This is a genomic window from Dulcicalothrix desertica PCC 7102 (assembly GCF_003991905.1).
GTDB classification, from domain to species: domain Bacteria; phylum Cyanobacteriota; class Cyanobacteriia; order Cyanobacteriales; family Nostocaceae; genus Dulcicalothrix; species Dulcicalothrix desertica.
Map to the genome: position 1 here is coordinate 37,740 of NZ_RSCL01000025.1, position 16,937 is coordinate 54,676.

Below are 16,937 nucleotides of genomic sequence, written 5' to 3' on the forward strand. Positions count from 1 at the left end.
GGGTAGTTACATTTATATTATTCCCGTTCTATTTGAGTAATGCTCAAGCTTTTAAAATTTTAAACTTATTCTATTTGTTGGGTTACTCTACATCAACAAGATTTGTGATGGGTTACGCTGCGCTTTACCCAACCTACGTACTCTCTGCGCTCTCTGTGGTAGATAAAATTATATTGACCCACTGCACAGGCTTTTCGGCCTGTGCTACATTTTACATTTTAGAGGGATCAACTCAATTTTTCACCACGAATTGCGTAATCTAACAACTCTATTGGATGCATCACTTCAACATTTTTACCTTGTGCTTTCAAATGCTTGCTAATTTGCAACGCGCATCCTGGGTTTGGTGATGCTATTAACTCGGCGCCTGTATCAAGTAAATTTTGCACTTTTTGCTGCCCAAGCTCCTCTGCTACTTCTGGTTGTAGCATGTTATATACACCTGCGCTTCCACAGCATAATGCTGCATCTAATGGTTCTTTTAATTTGATATTAGGTATTTGTCGTAAAAGTTGACGTGGTTGGACGCTAATTTTTTGACCATGTAATAGATGACATGCATCTTGGTAGACTAATGTCAAGGGTTTTTCGGTAATTGGTGATAGTTTTGTTGTTAAACCAACGGTTGCTAAAAATTCTTGTGCATCTCTAACTTTTGCTGCAAATTGCTTGGCTTTTTCGCTGTATTCTGGGTCGTTTTCTAAAATGTGACCGTATTCTTTTAAGGTGTGTCCGCAACCTGCTGCATTAATAATTACATAATCAACGTTGGTGTCGGCAAAGCTGTCTATCATTTGCTTTGCTAACGCTTGCGCTTGTTGGGTTTGTCCTTGGTGTTCTGGTAGTGCAGCGCAACATCCTTGTGATTTGGGAATTACTACTTCACAACCGTTTGCTGTTAGTACACGTACTGTTGCTTCGTTGACTGGTGAGAAAAATAAGCGTTGTACGCAACCCAAAATTACACCAACACGGTAACGTTTTTCTCCTTGGGCAGGAATGATTGTTGGTAGATTACTCTGAAATGATTTTAAGGTGATTTCTGGTAATATCGAATCCATCGCGGCTAGGCGAGGTGATATTAGTTTAAGTAAACCTGTTGCGCGTACTAGTTTTTGTAAACCTAGTTTTTGGTAGACGAACAAAGGAACTAGAAAAACACGTAAAAGATTCGGGTAAGGAAATAACGTGAAGATTAATTTTCGTATTAATGTATCAAACCAGTTACGAGAGTAGTTACGTTCGACTTGATGACGAGTTGCGGATATTAATTTGTCGTACTGTACCCCAGAAGGACAAGTTGTTACACACGCAAGACATCCTAAACATGAGTCAAAGTGTTGTGCGGATGCTTCGTTGAGCGCTATTTCACCTTCGTTTATTGCGTCCATTAAATAGATACGTCCACGTGGGGAGTCCATTTCTTTGCCAAGTACTCTGTAGCTTGGACATGTTGAGAGACAAAACCCGCAGTGTACACAGCTATCTATGAGTTTGGGGTCGGGTGGATGGTTTGCGTCAAACCCTTTGAGGTTTTTGATGTTGGCAGTTTCGTTGATTGGATTTTCTGAAGTTTGCATAGGAGTTAAGAGGAGGGGTAAAGTTTGTTTTTATTAATGTAGATTGCAGGCGTTACATACTATAAGGTGAGAAAGTTTGCAACGGATGAGAGCGGATGTAACGGATAAACAGATAAACAGATAAATTGACTCTCTCTGGGCTAAAGTTATCTCTTATTAAATTATAAATAACAACAACAACAACATCGTTGGTATTTTGAGCGTTTTAGAACGTTGTTGAATTTTTATCTCTGTTTAAAAAACAACGTAAACAAAGATGTGCTTCTCCTAACGTAAAGCTCTCCTAGGGCTAAAACATCGTTGTAGAATATCGCCCATAAAATAACGTTGTGGAAAATATCAACAGCCTAAAAAGCTTTCATTGCTAACGTTATAGCTGTTGTAAACGAGATAACTAAAGCCACAGAGATTCACAAGAGATTTTAGGCTATGTCCTCTTGTATCCCAGTTTCAGGATTTTCACCCTTAGATTTTGGGTTCCCAGGCTCAACACGTTTGCTCAAGGTAGAGCGCGCTGATTTCTCCTTACGTTTTTTCGGGCGTTTAGCAGTTTTATCCGCTGGTTCCACGCAGTCCCCGTGTACCTTTTGATATTCTATTAATTCGATTACTCGATCTCGGATTGTTTTTGCGGCACCGATATCGGCATGTTCGTAAAAGCCACATTGAGAGCACAGAAATTTTTCTTTGTCTCGATTTGACTTATCAGTATGACCGCAATTTCTGCACTCAATGCTAGAGTTTTTAGGATTAATTTTAACTAAAACCTTTCCTCGCTTCACAGTAAGATACTCGATTTTTAAAATTAATTCATTCCAGCTTGCATCCGAGATGGCACGATTCAAATGCTTCTTTCTTGATTGTCCGTTAGGTAAGAACCTCCCTGTACTTTCGCCCTTCGGGCAAACTTCGTTAACATCGACTTTAACTTTACAACGTTTAAGCATCCCAGCGATATTTAAATTTTCTACACCAATTGCATCAACGTTACGTGAAACAATCTCGTTAGCAATATTCCATTGGTAAGCTTGACGTTTGTCAGTAATTTTTTTATATAATCTCCCTACTGCACGGCTAGCCTTCTTCTGATTATTACTATTTTTCTTTTTCCGACTAACTCGACGCTGCCTAACTTTCAGCATTCTTCGAGTTTTTTTATTCGTTGCAATTTTAGGATTATCGATTTGATGTCCATCTGATAGGTGAACCAATTTTACAATTCCTAAATCACAACCAATTACTTTGTTTACTTCTGACAGGGGTTTTGGTACATAATCAGGTACAGTTTTGTCTTCAATTCTGACAGAAATATACCAACCATCTTGACGCTTACGTACTGTTGCAGCTTTAATTACAAAGCCTGGTGGTATTGGTCTAGAATCATGAAAACGCATCCATCCTAATTTAGACAGATAGATTTTATTCCCACTTACTTTAACTCCTGCCTGATAAGTAAATGATGTAAAATTGCTACGATTCTTAAATTTTGGAAACCCTTTTCCTTCAAAAAAGTTTTCGTAAGCAGTATCTAACCGTTTTACATTTTGTTGTAATACTGTTGAATCAATATCGGCATACCAAGGTCGAGCAACTTTCAACACTGGCAGTGCCGTGATTTGAATATCTCCAACGCTACGACGTGGAGTTTTACCACTATAAGGTAAATTATTCAAATCATATGGAAGTAAACAATACTCTCCCATTGGAACTACGGTATTTTGATTATCTTGTTTCCACGGCTCGCCGCTAGCGCCGTTCTTGCTAACAAAACAAGTAATAGGACATGCCTCAGCTTTAGTTCTGATATCGCAATAATCACCTTGTATAAATTGTTGATAATATTGAGATATTCTATCATTCAAACACCAATTATAATGGCTACGTAGCATATCAATCCACCGAACCATTTCCGCCGTTTGAGTGACATTAGGCTGAAGCTTATACAAATAGTTTGTTAGCAATTCTGACTCACCTCCTTGATTGATTAACTATAAATATTATACAAAAATCTTGGAAATATATCAAGAATAAACTTTAAAAATTTGAAGCTTACACATAGTATTCTATTTTATACTAATGAGATAAAACGTGTTGTAATAGTTATAAATATCATCTTATTAAAATATTCTAAAAAGCAATTAAATTAAATATGAGCATCGTGTTAATATCATATTCATAAATAATTACACATAAAGAGTATGATTGATGGCTAAAGCCATCCACTAAGCTTTCATCCCCGTCTTAAAAGACGGGGTTTTCAGCATATTTTATTATAAAAACGGGTTACAACTTCACAATATTTCAAGCTTGAAAATACAGAAGATGCTTCGTTCCTCAGCATGACGGAAGATGCTACCCTGCGGGAAAACTGCGTTAACGTTCCTTGGTGTGACGGAAGATGCTTCGTTCCTCAGCATGACGGGAGATGCTACCCTGCGGGAAAACTGCGTTAACGTTCCTTAGTGTGACAGAAGATGCTTCGTTCCTTAGTGTGACGGAAGATGCTTCGTTCCTCAGCATGACATAAGTCGTCTCATCTAGTAGCAGTATAATCAATCATCCGTTACATCCGTTACATCCGTTGCCAGTCTTTCTCCCCAACACATCCCTAGGTTATAAATCTTTCAGGGTTTAAAATATTCTCTGGGTCAAATTGCTGTTTTATCTTTCGCATCAAATCTAGCCCATTTCCAGTGTAACCCCATACATCTGTTTTCTGCTTGATTGAAGCAGGCGCCTCTAAAATCGTCAAATAACCACCGTGCTTTTGACATAACGCACGCGCTTCTAGTACTTTGTCTAGATGCGTAAACTCCAACATTCCTAAACCACTACTGATATGCACCATTCCTATCTCCCCTAAACTTAGTACTTGAACTGCTGTAGTAGGCAATATTCCTATTTTGCACTTAATTAAGTCTGTATTATCTGAAGAATGGATTTGTTGTTGTAATTTATCCCATAAGCTTGCGTCACCTTCTAATTCATATAGATTTCCTTGCAGTCCTAATTTTTGCCCAACCTCTAAAAGTCGAATTGCTTGCTCTTTAACACTTTCGGCTATACTTTGAAAGCGAACAATTAATCCTAGTCCTTTCCCTAACTCTAAATTTGCTACTAGTTGACTCGATAGTAAATCTGCTTGTGTAGGAGTTAACGCAGAACCACGTAAAATGTCTGCTGCTTGCTGTATTGCATCACTTTCACCCGTTAGTACAACGGTAGAAGATGCTGACTGCATAGGATATAACCTAAATGTCGCTTGGGTAATAATTCCTAAACTGCCATACGAACCTGTAAATAATTTCATCAAGTCATACCCGGCAACATTTTTTACCACCCTTCCCCCAGCTTTTGCAATTTGTCCGTCTGCTAAAACAAACGTAATACCAAGCAATTGGTCGCGAACACTGCCGTAACGCTGTCGTAATGAACCAGTATCTCCGGTAGCAATAACACCACCAATCGTTGATAATGGGTTCGGGTCGAGGGCAAGAAATTGTTTAGTGTTTCCTAACATTTGCTGTAAAGCCGCAAATTTCATGCCAGAATATACTGTTACCGTCAAGTCACCAACAGCATGTTCAATAACTTGATTCATCCGCTCGGTACTGATGACTATATCTATATCACTTGCCAAATTGCCCCAACCCAGTTTACTTGCATTGCCGCAACTCAAAATTCGCCATTTATTGCCGTGTGCAATAGTTAGAAGTGAAGCTAATTGACCTTCTGACTGTGGATAAACGATGCAACTAGGAGGTGTGACTGAAGGTAAAAACGCACGACTAATACGGGAAAGGTGACTAGTTTCTATAAAATCCCACATACAAACCGCATCTTCTCCAACTATTGCTGCAAGCTGTGGAATTTGTTTTTCTGATAACATCGCTTTCATTCGCTCACCTATTATTCCCGACTTAACTATTTTATGCCTTTAATTTGAGTAAGGCAGGTACATATCGAGTGTAAATACAGATTTATTGTTTTGAATGTACCCTAACTCATTAATATAGTTTTATATAAAAAACAAACTAGCTAAACAATTGTGACATATACAAGACTTAACATATTAATAGTCATTTCACTTGCACCTGAGCTATGAGAACGCACGCTTATGCCAACAGTAGAAAGTATTGTTCCGACACTAACGTTTCCCAGTAATACGCCCTTACCCAATGTAATTAATTTTATGGGTGCATATTCAGAATCTACCTGTCAAACGGCGCCATGCGATTGTGTTTATGTTGTCGAACAATCACGTTTACTTGGTATATTTACGGTCAATGATTTAGTGAAATTACTGCTCTCTCAAGTAGATTATACTACTATTACAATTGGCGAAGTTATGCAGGCGCCTGTAACGGTTGACAAAAACATTGAAACTAGTACAGCATTATCACTATTTGGAAAACAACATCATAAATCCTTAGCTATTGTTGATGAAGACGGTTCTTTTTTAGGGATTTTAACACCAGAGACAATTGCAGCACAATTACAAACTCAGTTGAATAAAACTAAGCAACATGCAATTCGTGCAGAAAAATTAGCAAAAGTTAATCAGCAACTACAACAGAAAATTTGCTTTTCGGTTAAAACCGAAGCACAGCTACTAAAAACAACATCTGAGTTACAGCAGATATTTCAAGCATTTCCTGATATTTATTTTCGTCTTGCTGCTGATGGAACAATACTTAGTTACTATGTTCAGGACGAATCAGCACTATATTTACCACCTGAAGAATTTTTAGGTAAACCTGTTAAAGATGTTGTACCATCCGAGGTTAGCGAAAAGTTCAATACTGCAATCGTCGAACTTAACCAAACAAAATCGCTAGTAGCAATCGAGTACTCTTTATTGATGCACGATGGAGAGAAAAGTTTTGAAGCACGTTTACTACCATCAATTCAAGAGCAAGTCATCGTAATTATTCGTGATATTACACAGCGTAAACAAGCACAAGCTGCTTTGCAAACAGCCAAGAACTCACTTGAGCGGAGAGTTGAAGCTAGAACTTATGAACTAAAAAAGGCTGAAGACCGTTATACACGAGCAATTTATGCAGGAAAAGTGGGAATATGGGAATGGAATATTGATACTAATGAAATATATATCGACCCTAACTTAAAAGCAATGCTGGGTTACGCTGATAACGAACTATCAAATTGTTTTGAAGAGTGGTTAAATTTAGTTCATCCTTCGGATATTGATGCGCTTAAAGTCGAGATAAATGCTTATATTGAAGGTTTGATTCCTAAGTATGAGATAGAGCATCGAATGCGACATCGCGATGGTCAGTATATTTGGTTTTTAGCACGCGGTACAATGTTGTGTGATATTAACGATAAAATCTGCTTCATGGCAGGCTCAAATACAGATATTACCGTCAGTAAGTATACAGAAGCTCGTTTAAAAGGCTCTTTAAAAGAAAAAGAAGTATTACTCAAAGAAATTCATCATCGCGTCAAAAACAATTTACAAGTCATATCTAGTTTACTTAGACTACAAGCACGATACATTAAAGATGAAGAAGCATTAGATATTTTGCGTGATAGTCAAAACCGTGTGCGTGCAATGGCAATGATTCACGAGAGCTTATATCAATCGACTGACTTGGGTAAGATTAAGTTTTCTGAATATATTCGTAACTTAAGTAATAATCTTGCATGTGGGTACTCCCTTAATAAAGACATAAAAATTAACTTACAAATACATCAAGTAGAGTTGAGAATAGATACAGCGATTCCCTGCGGTCTCATTATTAACGAGCTTGTTTCAAATGCAATCAAGCACGCATTTATTAACGCTGAGTTTGGAGTGATATATATAGAATTTTTAGATTTAGGAAATAGTAAATACTCTTTCAGTGTCAGCGATAATGGAATTGGTGTTCCCGATGATATTGAATTACGTAGAAACCAATCTTTAGGGTTACAATTGGTTTGGAGCTTAGTTGAGCAATTAGAAGGTTCGATTATTTTTAATAACAAACTCGGTACTTCATTCACAATCACATTCGTCGAACAATAAGGAGGAATTAACTCATGAAAAATATCCTAGTTGTAGAAGACGAGCGTATTATCGCTTGCGATATTAGAAACTCTTTAGAACGTTCGGGTTATAATGTATCCGCAATTGTCGCATATGGAGAATATGCAATTGAAAAAGCAGAAGCATTAGAGCCAGATTTAATCTTAATGGATGTAATGCTTAAAGGTCAAATGAACGGTATTGAAGCAGCAGAAGAAATTTATTCTCGATTTCATATTCCTGTTGTATATTTAACAGCTTATTCGGATGAAAATACACTTGCGAAAGCCAAACATACTCAGCCATTTGGTTATGTTTTAAAACCATTTGACGAAGCTCAATTAATTACGACTATTGAAATTGCATTTTCTCGACATCAAAATGAAATAGTCATGCGAGAAGCGCTGGCAAAAGAGAAAACACTACGCCAATTAAAATCGCAATTCGTTTCAAAAGTTAGCCACGAGTTTCGTAATCCTTTAAGTGCCATAATTACTTCTACCGAGTTACTTGTGGTTCACGGCGCCCAAATCAACGATAATAAAAAAACTGAATATCTCAATCATATCAAAAAAGCTGCAACGCATATGACAGAGTTATTAAGTGATGTTTTACTCGTTGGTCAAGGTGAAGTCGGTAAAGTTCATTTTAACCCGGCGCCTCTAAATTTAGAACAATTCTGCCAAGACCTAACCGAAGAAATTCAACTTTGTACAAAAAATTCCAATCCCATTATTTTCACCGTTCAAGGAAGATGTGCAAAGCAAGCAGAAGATAGCACATCAACTTCTAACTTACGGTGCTTAGAAAAAAACCCAGCAAATACAACAACTAATTTGACCTCTACAAAACAAGCAACCACCCAGTTACCTGTTCTTGACGAAAAGCTGCTACAACACATTTTAACAAACTTGCTCACAAACGCCGTCAAATACTCACCAAACGGTGAACCCGTCAAATTTGATTTATTCTGTCTTCAGGAAGAAGCTATCTTTCGTATCCAAGATAAAGGTATTGGTATTCCCTACACAGACCAACAAGAATTATTTAATGAATTTCACCGCTGCCGCAATGTTGGTAAAATTCCTGGTAACGGCTTAGGGTTATCCATCGTCAAACAGTATGTTGAACTACACGGTGGAGATATAAGCTTCGTCAGCAAAGAAGGAGTTGGCACTACTTTCATCGTTTCTATGCCCTTTAAATAGCTTTTAAACAAAATCATCCACATATGGTATATTTATAACACGGTATCCCTACCCAGTAACCGTAGATTATAACTAAAGGTGGTTAGTCAGTGGGCATAGTAGTTGAAAGCGTATCCAAACAGTTTGGAAGTTTTAAGGCAGTTGATAACGTTAGTCTAGAAATTGAAAGCGGTTCGTTAGTAGCGTTGCTAGGACCATCAGGTTCCGGCAAATCTACATTACTGCGTTTGATTTCAGGTTTAGAACTGCCCGACACAGGTAGAATATTGTTAACAGGCAAAGACGCGACTTATCAAAGTGTTCAAGAACGGAACATCGGATTTGTGTTTCAGCACTATGCTTTATTCAAGCATTTAACAGTGCGGCAAAATATCGCCTTTGGTCTAGAAATACGTAAGGCGCCAAAAAATAAGGTAAAAAACCGAGTTTCAGAACTACTCGAATTAGTACAATTGAGTGGACTTGGAGATAGATACCCATCACAGCTTTCGGGAGGACAAAGGCAGCGTGTCGCATTAGCTAGAGCATTAGCTGTGGAACCAGAGGTATTATTACTTGATGAACCATTTGGCGCCTTAGATGCGAAAGTTCGTAAAGATTTGCGCGCATGGTTACGACGTTTGCACGATGAAGTGCATGTAACCACAGTATTTGTAACGCACGACCAAGAAGAAGCAATGGAAGTTTCTGATGAAGTTGTCGTAATGAATAAAGGTGCTGTCGAGCAAATTGGTACTCCCGCCGAAATTTATGACCACCCAGCATCAGCATTTGTAATGAGCTTTATTGGTCCAGTCAACGTTTTACCTAGCACATCAGGGTTATTCCAAAGTAACGGGTTTGACTCAGCACATCCAAAAATGTTCTTACGACCCCAAGATATAATTATAGAAACAAATCCAAACGGTACAACAGTACCAGCAAGAATAAGTAGATTAATTAACCTAGGTTGGGAAATACAAGCCGAGTTAACGTTAGAAGACGGACAAGTAATGACAGCGCACTTATCGCGTGAACGCTTCGACGAATTGAACCTCGAACCACAGCAAAAAGTCTACGTCAAACCCAAAGACGCCAAATCATTCCCCCTTTATTATTCAATTTAACCCTTAAAACACCAATATCCACAAATGTAGAGACGCAAAATTTTGCGTCTCTCTTGTTTTATTGTGCATTTATATATATTTTCTACCTATTCCTTTTGATGTAGCAACTTTCTGTCTGTGGTGGAAGTGAAATATATTTAAAACTTTTATCCTAGTTAAGTGTTTATTAACTCAATCTAAACATCTCAAACTAATTTCAAAGCAAGTTGAAATAAATAACTTCTGTTCTAGCAATCGAATTGAAATTGTAATTATTGCATCGCCAACATTAACCCATTATCCTAAAAAATTGGAGCAACTAAAACAATGAAGCCTTCCAAAATATCCAAATTAGTATGGGCTAGTGCCTGTGTTTTCGGTATTGCCACCTTACCTATATCTTTACCAGCTTTAGCGCAAACAGGTGGTTCGGGTTCAGGCGCCTCTAATGGTTCTAGCACAGGTGGTACAACCGGAACTGGTACAACTTCAGGAACGGGTAGCACAGGCGCCACTGGTACTGGTACTGGTTCATCAACTTATGGTACAGGCACAGGCACCACTGGTACTGGTACTGGTTCATTCGGTACAGGTACAGGCGCCACTGGTACTGGTACTGGTTCATTCGGTACAGGTACAGGCGCCACTGGTACAGGAACAACTGGTACGGGGGCTGGTTCATCAACCTACGGTACAGGTACAGGAACTGGTTCATTGGGCACAGGTACAGGAACTACAGGTACAGGAACAACTGGTACGGGGACTGGTTCATCAACCTACGGTACAGGCACAGGTACAGGAACCACTGGGACAGGTACAGGAACTACAGGTACAGGAACAACTGGTACGGGGACTGGTTCATCAACCTACGGTACAGGTACAGGAACTGGTTCATTAGGGACAGGTACAGACACCACTGGTACAGGTACAGGTACAACAACTGGTACAGGTACAACAGGAGGTAGTAATTTTGGAACCGATACGACAACTGGTACAGGAACTGGCGCCACAACAGACACCACAACAAATCAAACAACTACAACAGGTGGCGCCACAACAGGTACTACTACCGATGGAACTACCACTGGTACAGGCACAACAACCGGAACAGGTACAACAACTGATACTACTAATTACCAACGTACAACTGGAGTTCAAGAAAACCGTGGTACCAGTTGGGGATGGCTTGGTTGGTTAGGATTACTTGGTTTAGCTGGTCTTCTCAAACGGGATGAAAAACCTCATGCTTATCGTGATCCCAATGAAGTAAGCACAAGATATTAAAGTTTTGTAATTTCAAGAAATCATTTAATGAACCGAGTCAGTAAATTAGAAACCCCATCCGCCATGCGGTGGGGTGGTTCATTCTAATTCTTGTGTAATCTAATTCTTGTGGGATGGGCATCCTTGCCCGTCCCTTATAAAATCACCATTAAGGCGCCGGATTAGAATTTGAGTTATCTGTATTTTTTCCTAGCAATGCTTGAAATATATTAACAAAGAGCGAAGATATTACTGAAACGAATAATATAAGCAGTAAGCCTGAGAATGCTGCGAACGGCGAAAAAATAAACAGTAGTAAAAAGACACATAATACAATTGATACTATTGTTTTATTCATTTTAATTTTACCTATTGTACTTGTTTTTATATTTATTCCTACTTTAAATTAACAATTAAACTATTTGTTTTGCTATACCCTAAAGAAAGATGTTTCCATTGAGATAGTATTTGAGTAATTCTACGTTTGCTTCTTTCTTTTTTTAAGGCTTCTAGGGGTGTGCGAACGGATGATACTGCTTGCTGTCGAAATTCTAGGTTTGGTTTTCCAGCTATTTTTAAGCCTTTTTCCAAGTTTATAATTAATGTGTCTAAGTCTTTTGTAGATACCTTGTTTACTGTTTCTTGTGCGTTTGTGGCTATACTCCCTAATGCATACGCAGCACTATGTCGTACTGATATATCTTTATCTTCCATGCTTGTGACTAAAGCGGGTAGTGATGAGAGCGCACGTACTCCAATATTTCCTAATGCTGTCGCTGCTGTTAATCTCACCCAAGTTTCTTGATCTTTTAGAGTTTCAGTCAAAGTGGGAACTGCACTTTCCGCATAATTACCAAGGCGAGTTAATCCGTGTGCTGCATTATAACGTACAGATGCGTTTTCGTGTTTTAAATTAGCTACCAAGTAAGGTATCATGGCTCGTTTGCCGATACTGCCAAATGCTTCTACTGCGGCAGAGCGAACTTTTGGGTCTTTGTCTTGTAATGCTCTTGATAGTGCTGGTAAAGCTGGCGCCGCATCATTGCCTATTTGAGCTAATGCAGTAGCAGCAGCAGCACGGACTTCAGGGTTTTGATGCTGTTGTAGTGCCGTAATTAAAGCCTGAACTGCGGGTTTACCTATATTTACTAATGATTTTTGTGCTTGCTGGCTTTGGTTCGGGTTGCTTAGTTGCTGGATATACGAATTTATTTGTGATGGGTTGGTTGATTGTGCTAAAACTGAGTGCGAAAATAACGGTGTGATAAATAAGGGTGATATAGCAATTAATATTGAGGCTTTACGTGACGCGCGGGAAATAGTTTTCATATATCTTATTAAATACTAGCTACTGTTTGAAGCATCTAAGAATAATAACGAACTTTACTGTAATTTGTTTCTGGACTCTCCTCTTCTCTGCGCTCTCTGTGTCTCTGTGGTAAAAAATTATTTCACCACAGAGACATGGAGGACACAGAGAGAGAAAATAAAAAGCCTCCCTAATCTAAAGATGGGAGGCTGGTATTGAGATTAAGGGGGAGATAAGGGGTTATATCAATAAAGCTGTGGCTGCCACGGCGCCTGCAATTGCTGAGAAAATAGCGGAGACAACTGCTGTGAGGAATAGCCACCAAGCGGCATTGGCTGCGGCTTTACGGGTTTCTTCGGCTTGGCGTTGTGCTTGTTGTTTAACGTCTTCTAGGCGCCGTTGTGCTTCGTGTTGAATACGTTCTGCACGTTGTAATACGTTGTTGCGTGCGCGCTCTACTTGGTCAATAACTCGGTTGACATCATCTTGAGAGATGTCATCACGAGAACTCATTATTGCAACCAAGGTTTCACGGTTAAACGATTGCAAACGGTCTTTTAATGCATCAAATCCTGCTTGTGGGTCATCGATCAACTTACGAACGTCGCGTTTGATGCCATCGTAGTTTAATTCTGGACGGTCAAGCGAATTTAGGTAGTTACGAATTTTTCCGAATACTCCATCGATTGCGTCTTGGATGCGTCGTTGTATTCCTCGTACTTGCTCGACAAATTGGTCGCGCACCGAGAAGATGTTATCTGCGATTTGTTCAGCTTCGGTATCTGTAATATCTTCACGAATTTTGAGCAGCGCTACTATTGTGTCGCGGTCAAAGTGTGAAAGACGCTCGGATATAGTGTCTACTCCAACTCGTGGGTCGTGTAGTAGTAAATTCAAGTCACGTTTGATACCTTCTGGATTGAGTTCTTCTTTACCTGTTTGGCGCAAATACTCTTGCAGGTAAGCTTGGAAGGTTTCTACTCGTTGCTGTGTACGAGTGGCAATTCGACGTGGGGCGCCTATAATGTCACGAATCGAAGTTTGTACCGAATCGATAACTTGGTTAACTTGTTCTTCGCTTAAATCGCGTCGCTGTGATAGTAATTGTACGAGGGTATCTCTATCAACGTTAGACAAGCGATTACGTAAAGCAATTACACCTTCTTGGGGGTTTTGGAACAGTTTGTTTAAGTCGCGCTGAATACCTTCGGGGTTTAATTCATCTTTGCCTGTTTTCCGTAGGTAATCTGTTAGCGTAGCTGTTACGTTGTCGTATTGTTCTTTGGCTTTGTCAGCTATTGCTGACGGCGCCTTTTGAACATTATGCCACGACTCTGAAACTGTATTTATAATTTGATTTGCTTCACTTTCCGTCATATCTTGACGTTGCGTGAGCAATTTAACGAGAGTATCACGGTCAAATCGAGATAAACGCGCTTGAATTGCCGAAAGTCCAGCTTGCGGGTCATCAAGTAATCTTTTTAGGTCTGCACGAATAGCATCAGGGTTTAGTTCTGATTTACCAGTATTTCGCAGGTAGGATTCTAAATTCAACCATAAAGTTTCAGCTTGATACTTAGCTTGCTCTGCTAGTCCTTTTGACTCAATTAAAGCTTGGTCGCGCTGTTTTTCTAACAATTCGACAACATAGGTAGCTTCGCGAGGTTGAATATCATTCCGTTCGAGTAAAATATCAAGCATTTGCTGACGGTCAAGTATTGATAACCGTCGTGATAACGTTTCGTAGTCTGCGTTTTTGTCTTCGAGTATGGGTTTAAAGTCTCTCTCAATAGCTTCGGGTGTAAAGTTGTCTTTGGGAGTGACGAGCAAATAACTTTCGACTCGACGCTGCAAGTCAAGCACTATTTCCCGCTCTTCTGCTGCTGTGACGCTTACTAAAACTTCTTGACGAACTGCTTCGAGTTTGTCGGCAATACGTTGAATTTCGGTTTGTGTCAACAACCCACGTTGCTGAAGAATATTTATAAAGTCGTTACGTCCAAGACTTTCTACTTCTTGACGGACTCTTGCAGGGTCAGCAGCAGGGTCATATATAACGTCGCGGAATTCTTGAGCGATTTTTTCGTTACTTAACTGCCATGCGTAGGTGTTGAGTAAATAATTTTCAACGTCCGCACGAATTGCGCTAAAAGGTTGAGATGGCGTTGGTATACCTAGTTTATCTGCTTGGTTACTAACTTTATCTTTGGCTTGACTTAAGGTGCCTATAATTTTCTCAACATCAAAATCAGATAAATCTGTACGTCCTAGTACAATACCCGATAACGTTGAAAATCCTTGTTGTAGTGTTCTTTGCAGTGGACCAGGAGTTGCTTCTTTGGCAGCTCTATTATCAGATTGTTTTGCTGAACGTGTTTCTGCAATTAAAGCTTCTAACTTAGCGTTCAGTTCATCTGTTTTAGTTTGTCCTGGTGGTAAAGATTTGAGGTAATCAACTAACTCACCCAAACGGTCTTTCTGAGGTTGTTGACCAACTACTTGCTGCCATACTCCATATAATGTATCCGCAATACGATTTGCATCACGTTTGGAAATGTCAGTACGTTCGCTAACTAAACTAATAAATTTGTCTTTATCAATATGGCGAAGGTCACTACCTGCAATGTCTTTTAACTGAGGGTCATTGAGTAATTTTTCAAATTCGCTTCTTATTTTACCCAAATCTAACTCAGGTGGACGAAGCATTTCCAGATAATCTTCAATATTATCTCGGATATGACCTGGGTCAATGGCGCCACCAAACTCTCTGCGTACAGCTGCTGCTGCTGCTTCTGCTGTTGAGACTACTTGATTATTCACTGCTTTGGCGCCTAATGCGGCAGTAGCAGTACCCATAATCGCTTGCAGTCCGGATGTTGCAGTATTGACGACGTTACCAATTAAAGAACCTACCGTTGTAGAACTTACCCATACTAAAAGTAAAAAGTAGGCGCCCCAAATTACTAGCCCTAATATTGCACCCAATCCAGGACTAAGAACTAATAAGCTGAGTTTAACTGCAAGAAACGATGCAATAGCTAGTGCAATCGTGACGGTAACCAAAGTCCACATACCCACAGCAGTTCCAATTTTACGGATTGTCCCGCCAAAACTGCCTGCTTCATTATGGGTCGAATGTGAGTCGGAGTCAGAGGAACGTCCTAAATAGGTAATACCAGCGGCAACCGATAAATTTGTTAAAACTAGTTGAATTGCAAAAGCCAAAATCACACCAGCGATTAGAGCTACAAAGAACCGGGGGCCTGCTGTAACCACCGAAGCTTGCGCTGGTGAGATTTGTGAGGTGTCTATTGGCGCCGCTTGCATAAACCACAATAGTGGCTTAATACTGAACAGCCTTATATCTAATTTATCAAACATTGTATCTGCTTCCTCTAATCCTATTAAAACATCGGTGGATAAAATTACATAAGGGAAAGTTATTGTATGGATTGACCCAACTCTTAAGTAATAGAATCGGCTATACAACACCTTTTGGGCATCTCTCGCTAGTTTGAACCCTACCTCCAGCGTTAGATAGAAATGTCATCATCTTTAGTCCAAAGGCGCCACTTTGTATCAAAAATAGGCGCCTGTCGCTAAGAAACCGTGTTTTTAGTATCAACCGAATGTTACATTCGTTACATTTCGTTACATTTTGTTTTTTTTAACATCCTATGGGTGGATATTTTCACGTAAATACTATTGAAAACAATAGTCCACAAGTGCGTGCATGTTGTGCCTGTAGACAGAAACCAAAAAACTTTTTAAAAGTTAAATTAAAGACAACAGAAAAACAACAGCCGACTAATTAGATAAAAAACTAATTAGATTAAGAAATTAGGCTAAAACATTGCGCTCGATAATGAAATTTAGGGGAAATGAAAATGGAAACTCGTGAAACTCGTCCATCAAGTGATTTACCAGCGGTAGCTAAAGAATATAACGGTGTTGACCGCAACGCTTTTCTTTTCGGTTTTACTCCTCAAGCGGAGTTATGGAATGGTCGCTTGGCAGCAATTGGATTCCTCGCTTACTTGCTTTGGGACTTAGCAGGATACAGCGTTTTACGTGACGTATTGCACTTCATCGGTTACTAACTAATAAGAAACCGGGTTTCTACGCAAAATCTTGTTTTTATTACAACATATCAACAAGAAACCCGGTTTCTCAAGCCTATTACTAATTACCCAATACCTAACATCGGAGAAAGAAAATGGAAACTCGCGAAACTCGTCCTTCAAGTGATTTACCAGCAGTAGCTAAAGAATATAACGGTGTAGACCGCAACGCATTTCTTTTCGGTTTTACTCCTCAAGCAGAATTATGGAATGGTCGCTTGGCAGCAATTGGATTCCTCGCTTACTTGCTTTGGGACTTAGCTGGTTACAGTGTATTACGTGACGTATTGCACTTAATTGGTTACTAACTAATCATAAACCGGGTTTCTATGCAAAATAT

General features: G+C 39.4%; 13 protein-coding genes. 6 read left to right on the forward strand and 7 right to left on the reverse strand.

Annotated features, from left to right (window positions below):
- Positions 1-227: 227 nt before the first annotated feature.
- From DSM106972_RS38880 to DSM106972_RS38890, 4 genes are all read right to left on the reverse strand, one after another.
- Positions 228-1,580: a (Fe-S)-binding protein gene (locus DSM106972_RS38880; protein ID WP_127085711.1), complete on the reverse strand. Its 1,353-nt coding sequence runs from the start codon at positions 1,578-1,580 to the stop codon at positions 228-230.
- Between the two features lie 422 nt (positions 1,581-2,002).
- On the reverse strand, positions 2,003-3,541 hold the full coding sequence (locus DSM106972_RS38885) for an RNA-guided endonuclease InsQ/TnpB family protein (RefSeq protein ID WP_127085712.1): 1,539 nt from the start codon (positions 3,539-3,541) through the stop codon (positions 2,003-2,005).
- Positions 3,542-3,953: 412 nt separating this feature from the next.
- Positions 3,954-4,100, reverse strand: coding sequence for a hypothetical protein (locus DSM106972_RS51765; RefSeq protein ID WP_158632947.1), 147 nt, complete (start codon positions 4,098-4,100; stop codon positions 3,954-3,956).
- An 88-nt stretch (positions 4,101-4,188) separates the two neighbouring features.
- Complete coding sequence (locus DSM106972_RS38890) at positions 4,189-5,478, reverse strand: FAD-binding oxidoreductase (protein WP_127085713.1); 1,290 nt, start codon at positions 5,476-5,478, stop codon at positions 4,189-4,191.
- 219 nt (positions 5,479-5,697) lie between these two features.
- Between DSM106972_RS38890 and DSM106972_RS38895 the strand changes: the two genes are divergently transcribed.
- The 4 genes from DSM106972_RS38895 to DSM106972_RS51770 all read left to right on the forward strand — a co-directional run bounded on the left by DSM106972_RS38895 (position 5,698) and on the right by DSM106972_RS51770 (position 11,188).
- On the forward strand, positions 5,698-7,611 hold the full coding sequence (locus DSM106972_RS38895; protein ID WP_127085714.1) for a histidine kinase dimerization/phosphoacceptor domain -containing protein: 1,914 nt from the start codon (positions 5,698-5,700) through the stop codon (positions 7,609-7,611).
- Between the two features lie 14 nt (positions 7,612-7,625).
- Entirely contained in the window at positions 7,626-8,819 is a 1,194-nt protein-coding gene (locus tag DSM106972_RS38900; protein WP_127085715.1) for a hybrid sensor histidine kinase/response regulator, read from the forward strand.
- Positions 8,820-8,908: 89 nt separating this feature from the next.
- Complete coding sequence (locus DSM106972_RS38905) at positions 8,909-9,925, forward strand: sulfate/molybdate ABC transporter ATP-binding protein (protein WP_127085716.1); 1,017 nt, start codon at positions 8,909-8,911, stop codon at positions 9,923-9,925.
- Between the two features lie 306 nt (positions 9,926-10,231).
- Positions 10,232-11,188: a hypothetical protein gene (locus tag DSM106972_RS51770; protein WP_158632948.1), complete on the forward strand. Its 957-nt coding sequence runs from the start codon at positions 10,232-10,234 to the stop codon at positions 11,186-11,188.
- 148 nt (positions 11,189-11,336) lie between these two features.
- Here DSM106972_RS51770 and DSM106972_RS54195 read toward each other — a convergent pair whose 3' ends face one another.
- The 3 genes from DSM106972_RS54195 to DSM106972_RS38925 all read right to left on the reverse strand — a co-directional run bounded on the left by DSM106972_RS54195 (position 11,337) and on the right by DSM106972_RS38925 (position 15,857).
- Positions 11,337-11,525, reverse strand: coding sequence for a hypothetical protein (locus tag DSM106972_RS54195; protein WP_127085718.1), 189 nt, complete (start codon positions 11,523-11,525; stop codon positions 11,337-11,339).
- A gap of 38 nt (positions 11,526-11,563) precedes the next feature.
- On the reverse strand, positions 11,564-12,496 hold the full coding sequence (locus DSM106972_RS38920; protein WP_127085719.1) for a HEAT repeat domain-containing protein: 933 nt from the start codon (positions 12,494-12,496) through the stop codon (positions 11,564-11,566).
- A 220-nt stretch (positions 12,497-12,716) separates the two neighbouring features.
- Positions 12,717-15,857: an MFS transporter gene (locus tag DSM106972_RS38925; protein ID WP_127085720.1), complete on the reverse strand. Its 3,141-nt coding sequence runs from the start codon at positions 15,855-15,857 to the stop codon at positions 12,717-12,719.
- Between the two features lie 506 nt (positions 15,858-16,363).
- Between DSM106972_RS38925 and DSM106972_RS38930 the strand changes: the two genes are divergently transcribed.
- Both DSM106972_RS38930 and DSM106972_RS38935 read left to right on the forward strand, forming a co-directional pair.
- Positions 16,364-16,576 carry a high light inducible protein gene (locus DSM106972_RS38930; RefSeq protein WP_019489837.1) on the forward strand — a complete coding sequence of 71 codons (213 nt, stop codon included), beginning with the start codon at positions 16,364-16,366 and terminating at the stop codon, positions 16,574-16,576.
- A 116-nt stretch (positions 16,577-16,692) separates the two neighbouring features.
- Positions 16,693-16,905, forward strand: coding sequence for a high light inducible protein (locus DSM106972_RS38935; RefSeq protein WP_019489836.1), 213 nt, complete (start codon positions 16,693-16,695; stop codon positions 16,903-16,905).
- The last annotated feature ends 32 nt before the right edge of the window (positions 16,906-16,937 follow it).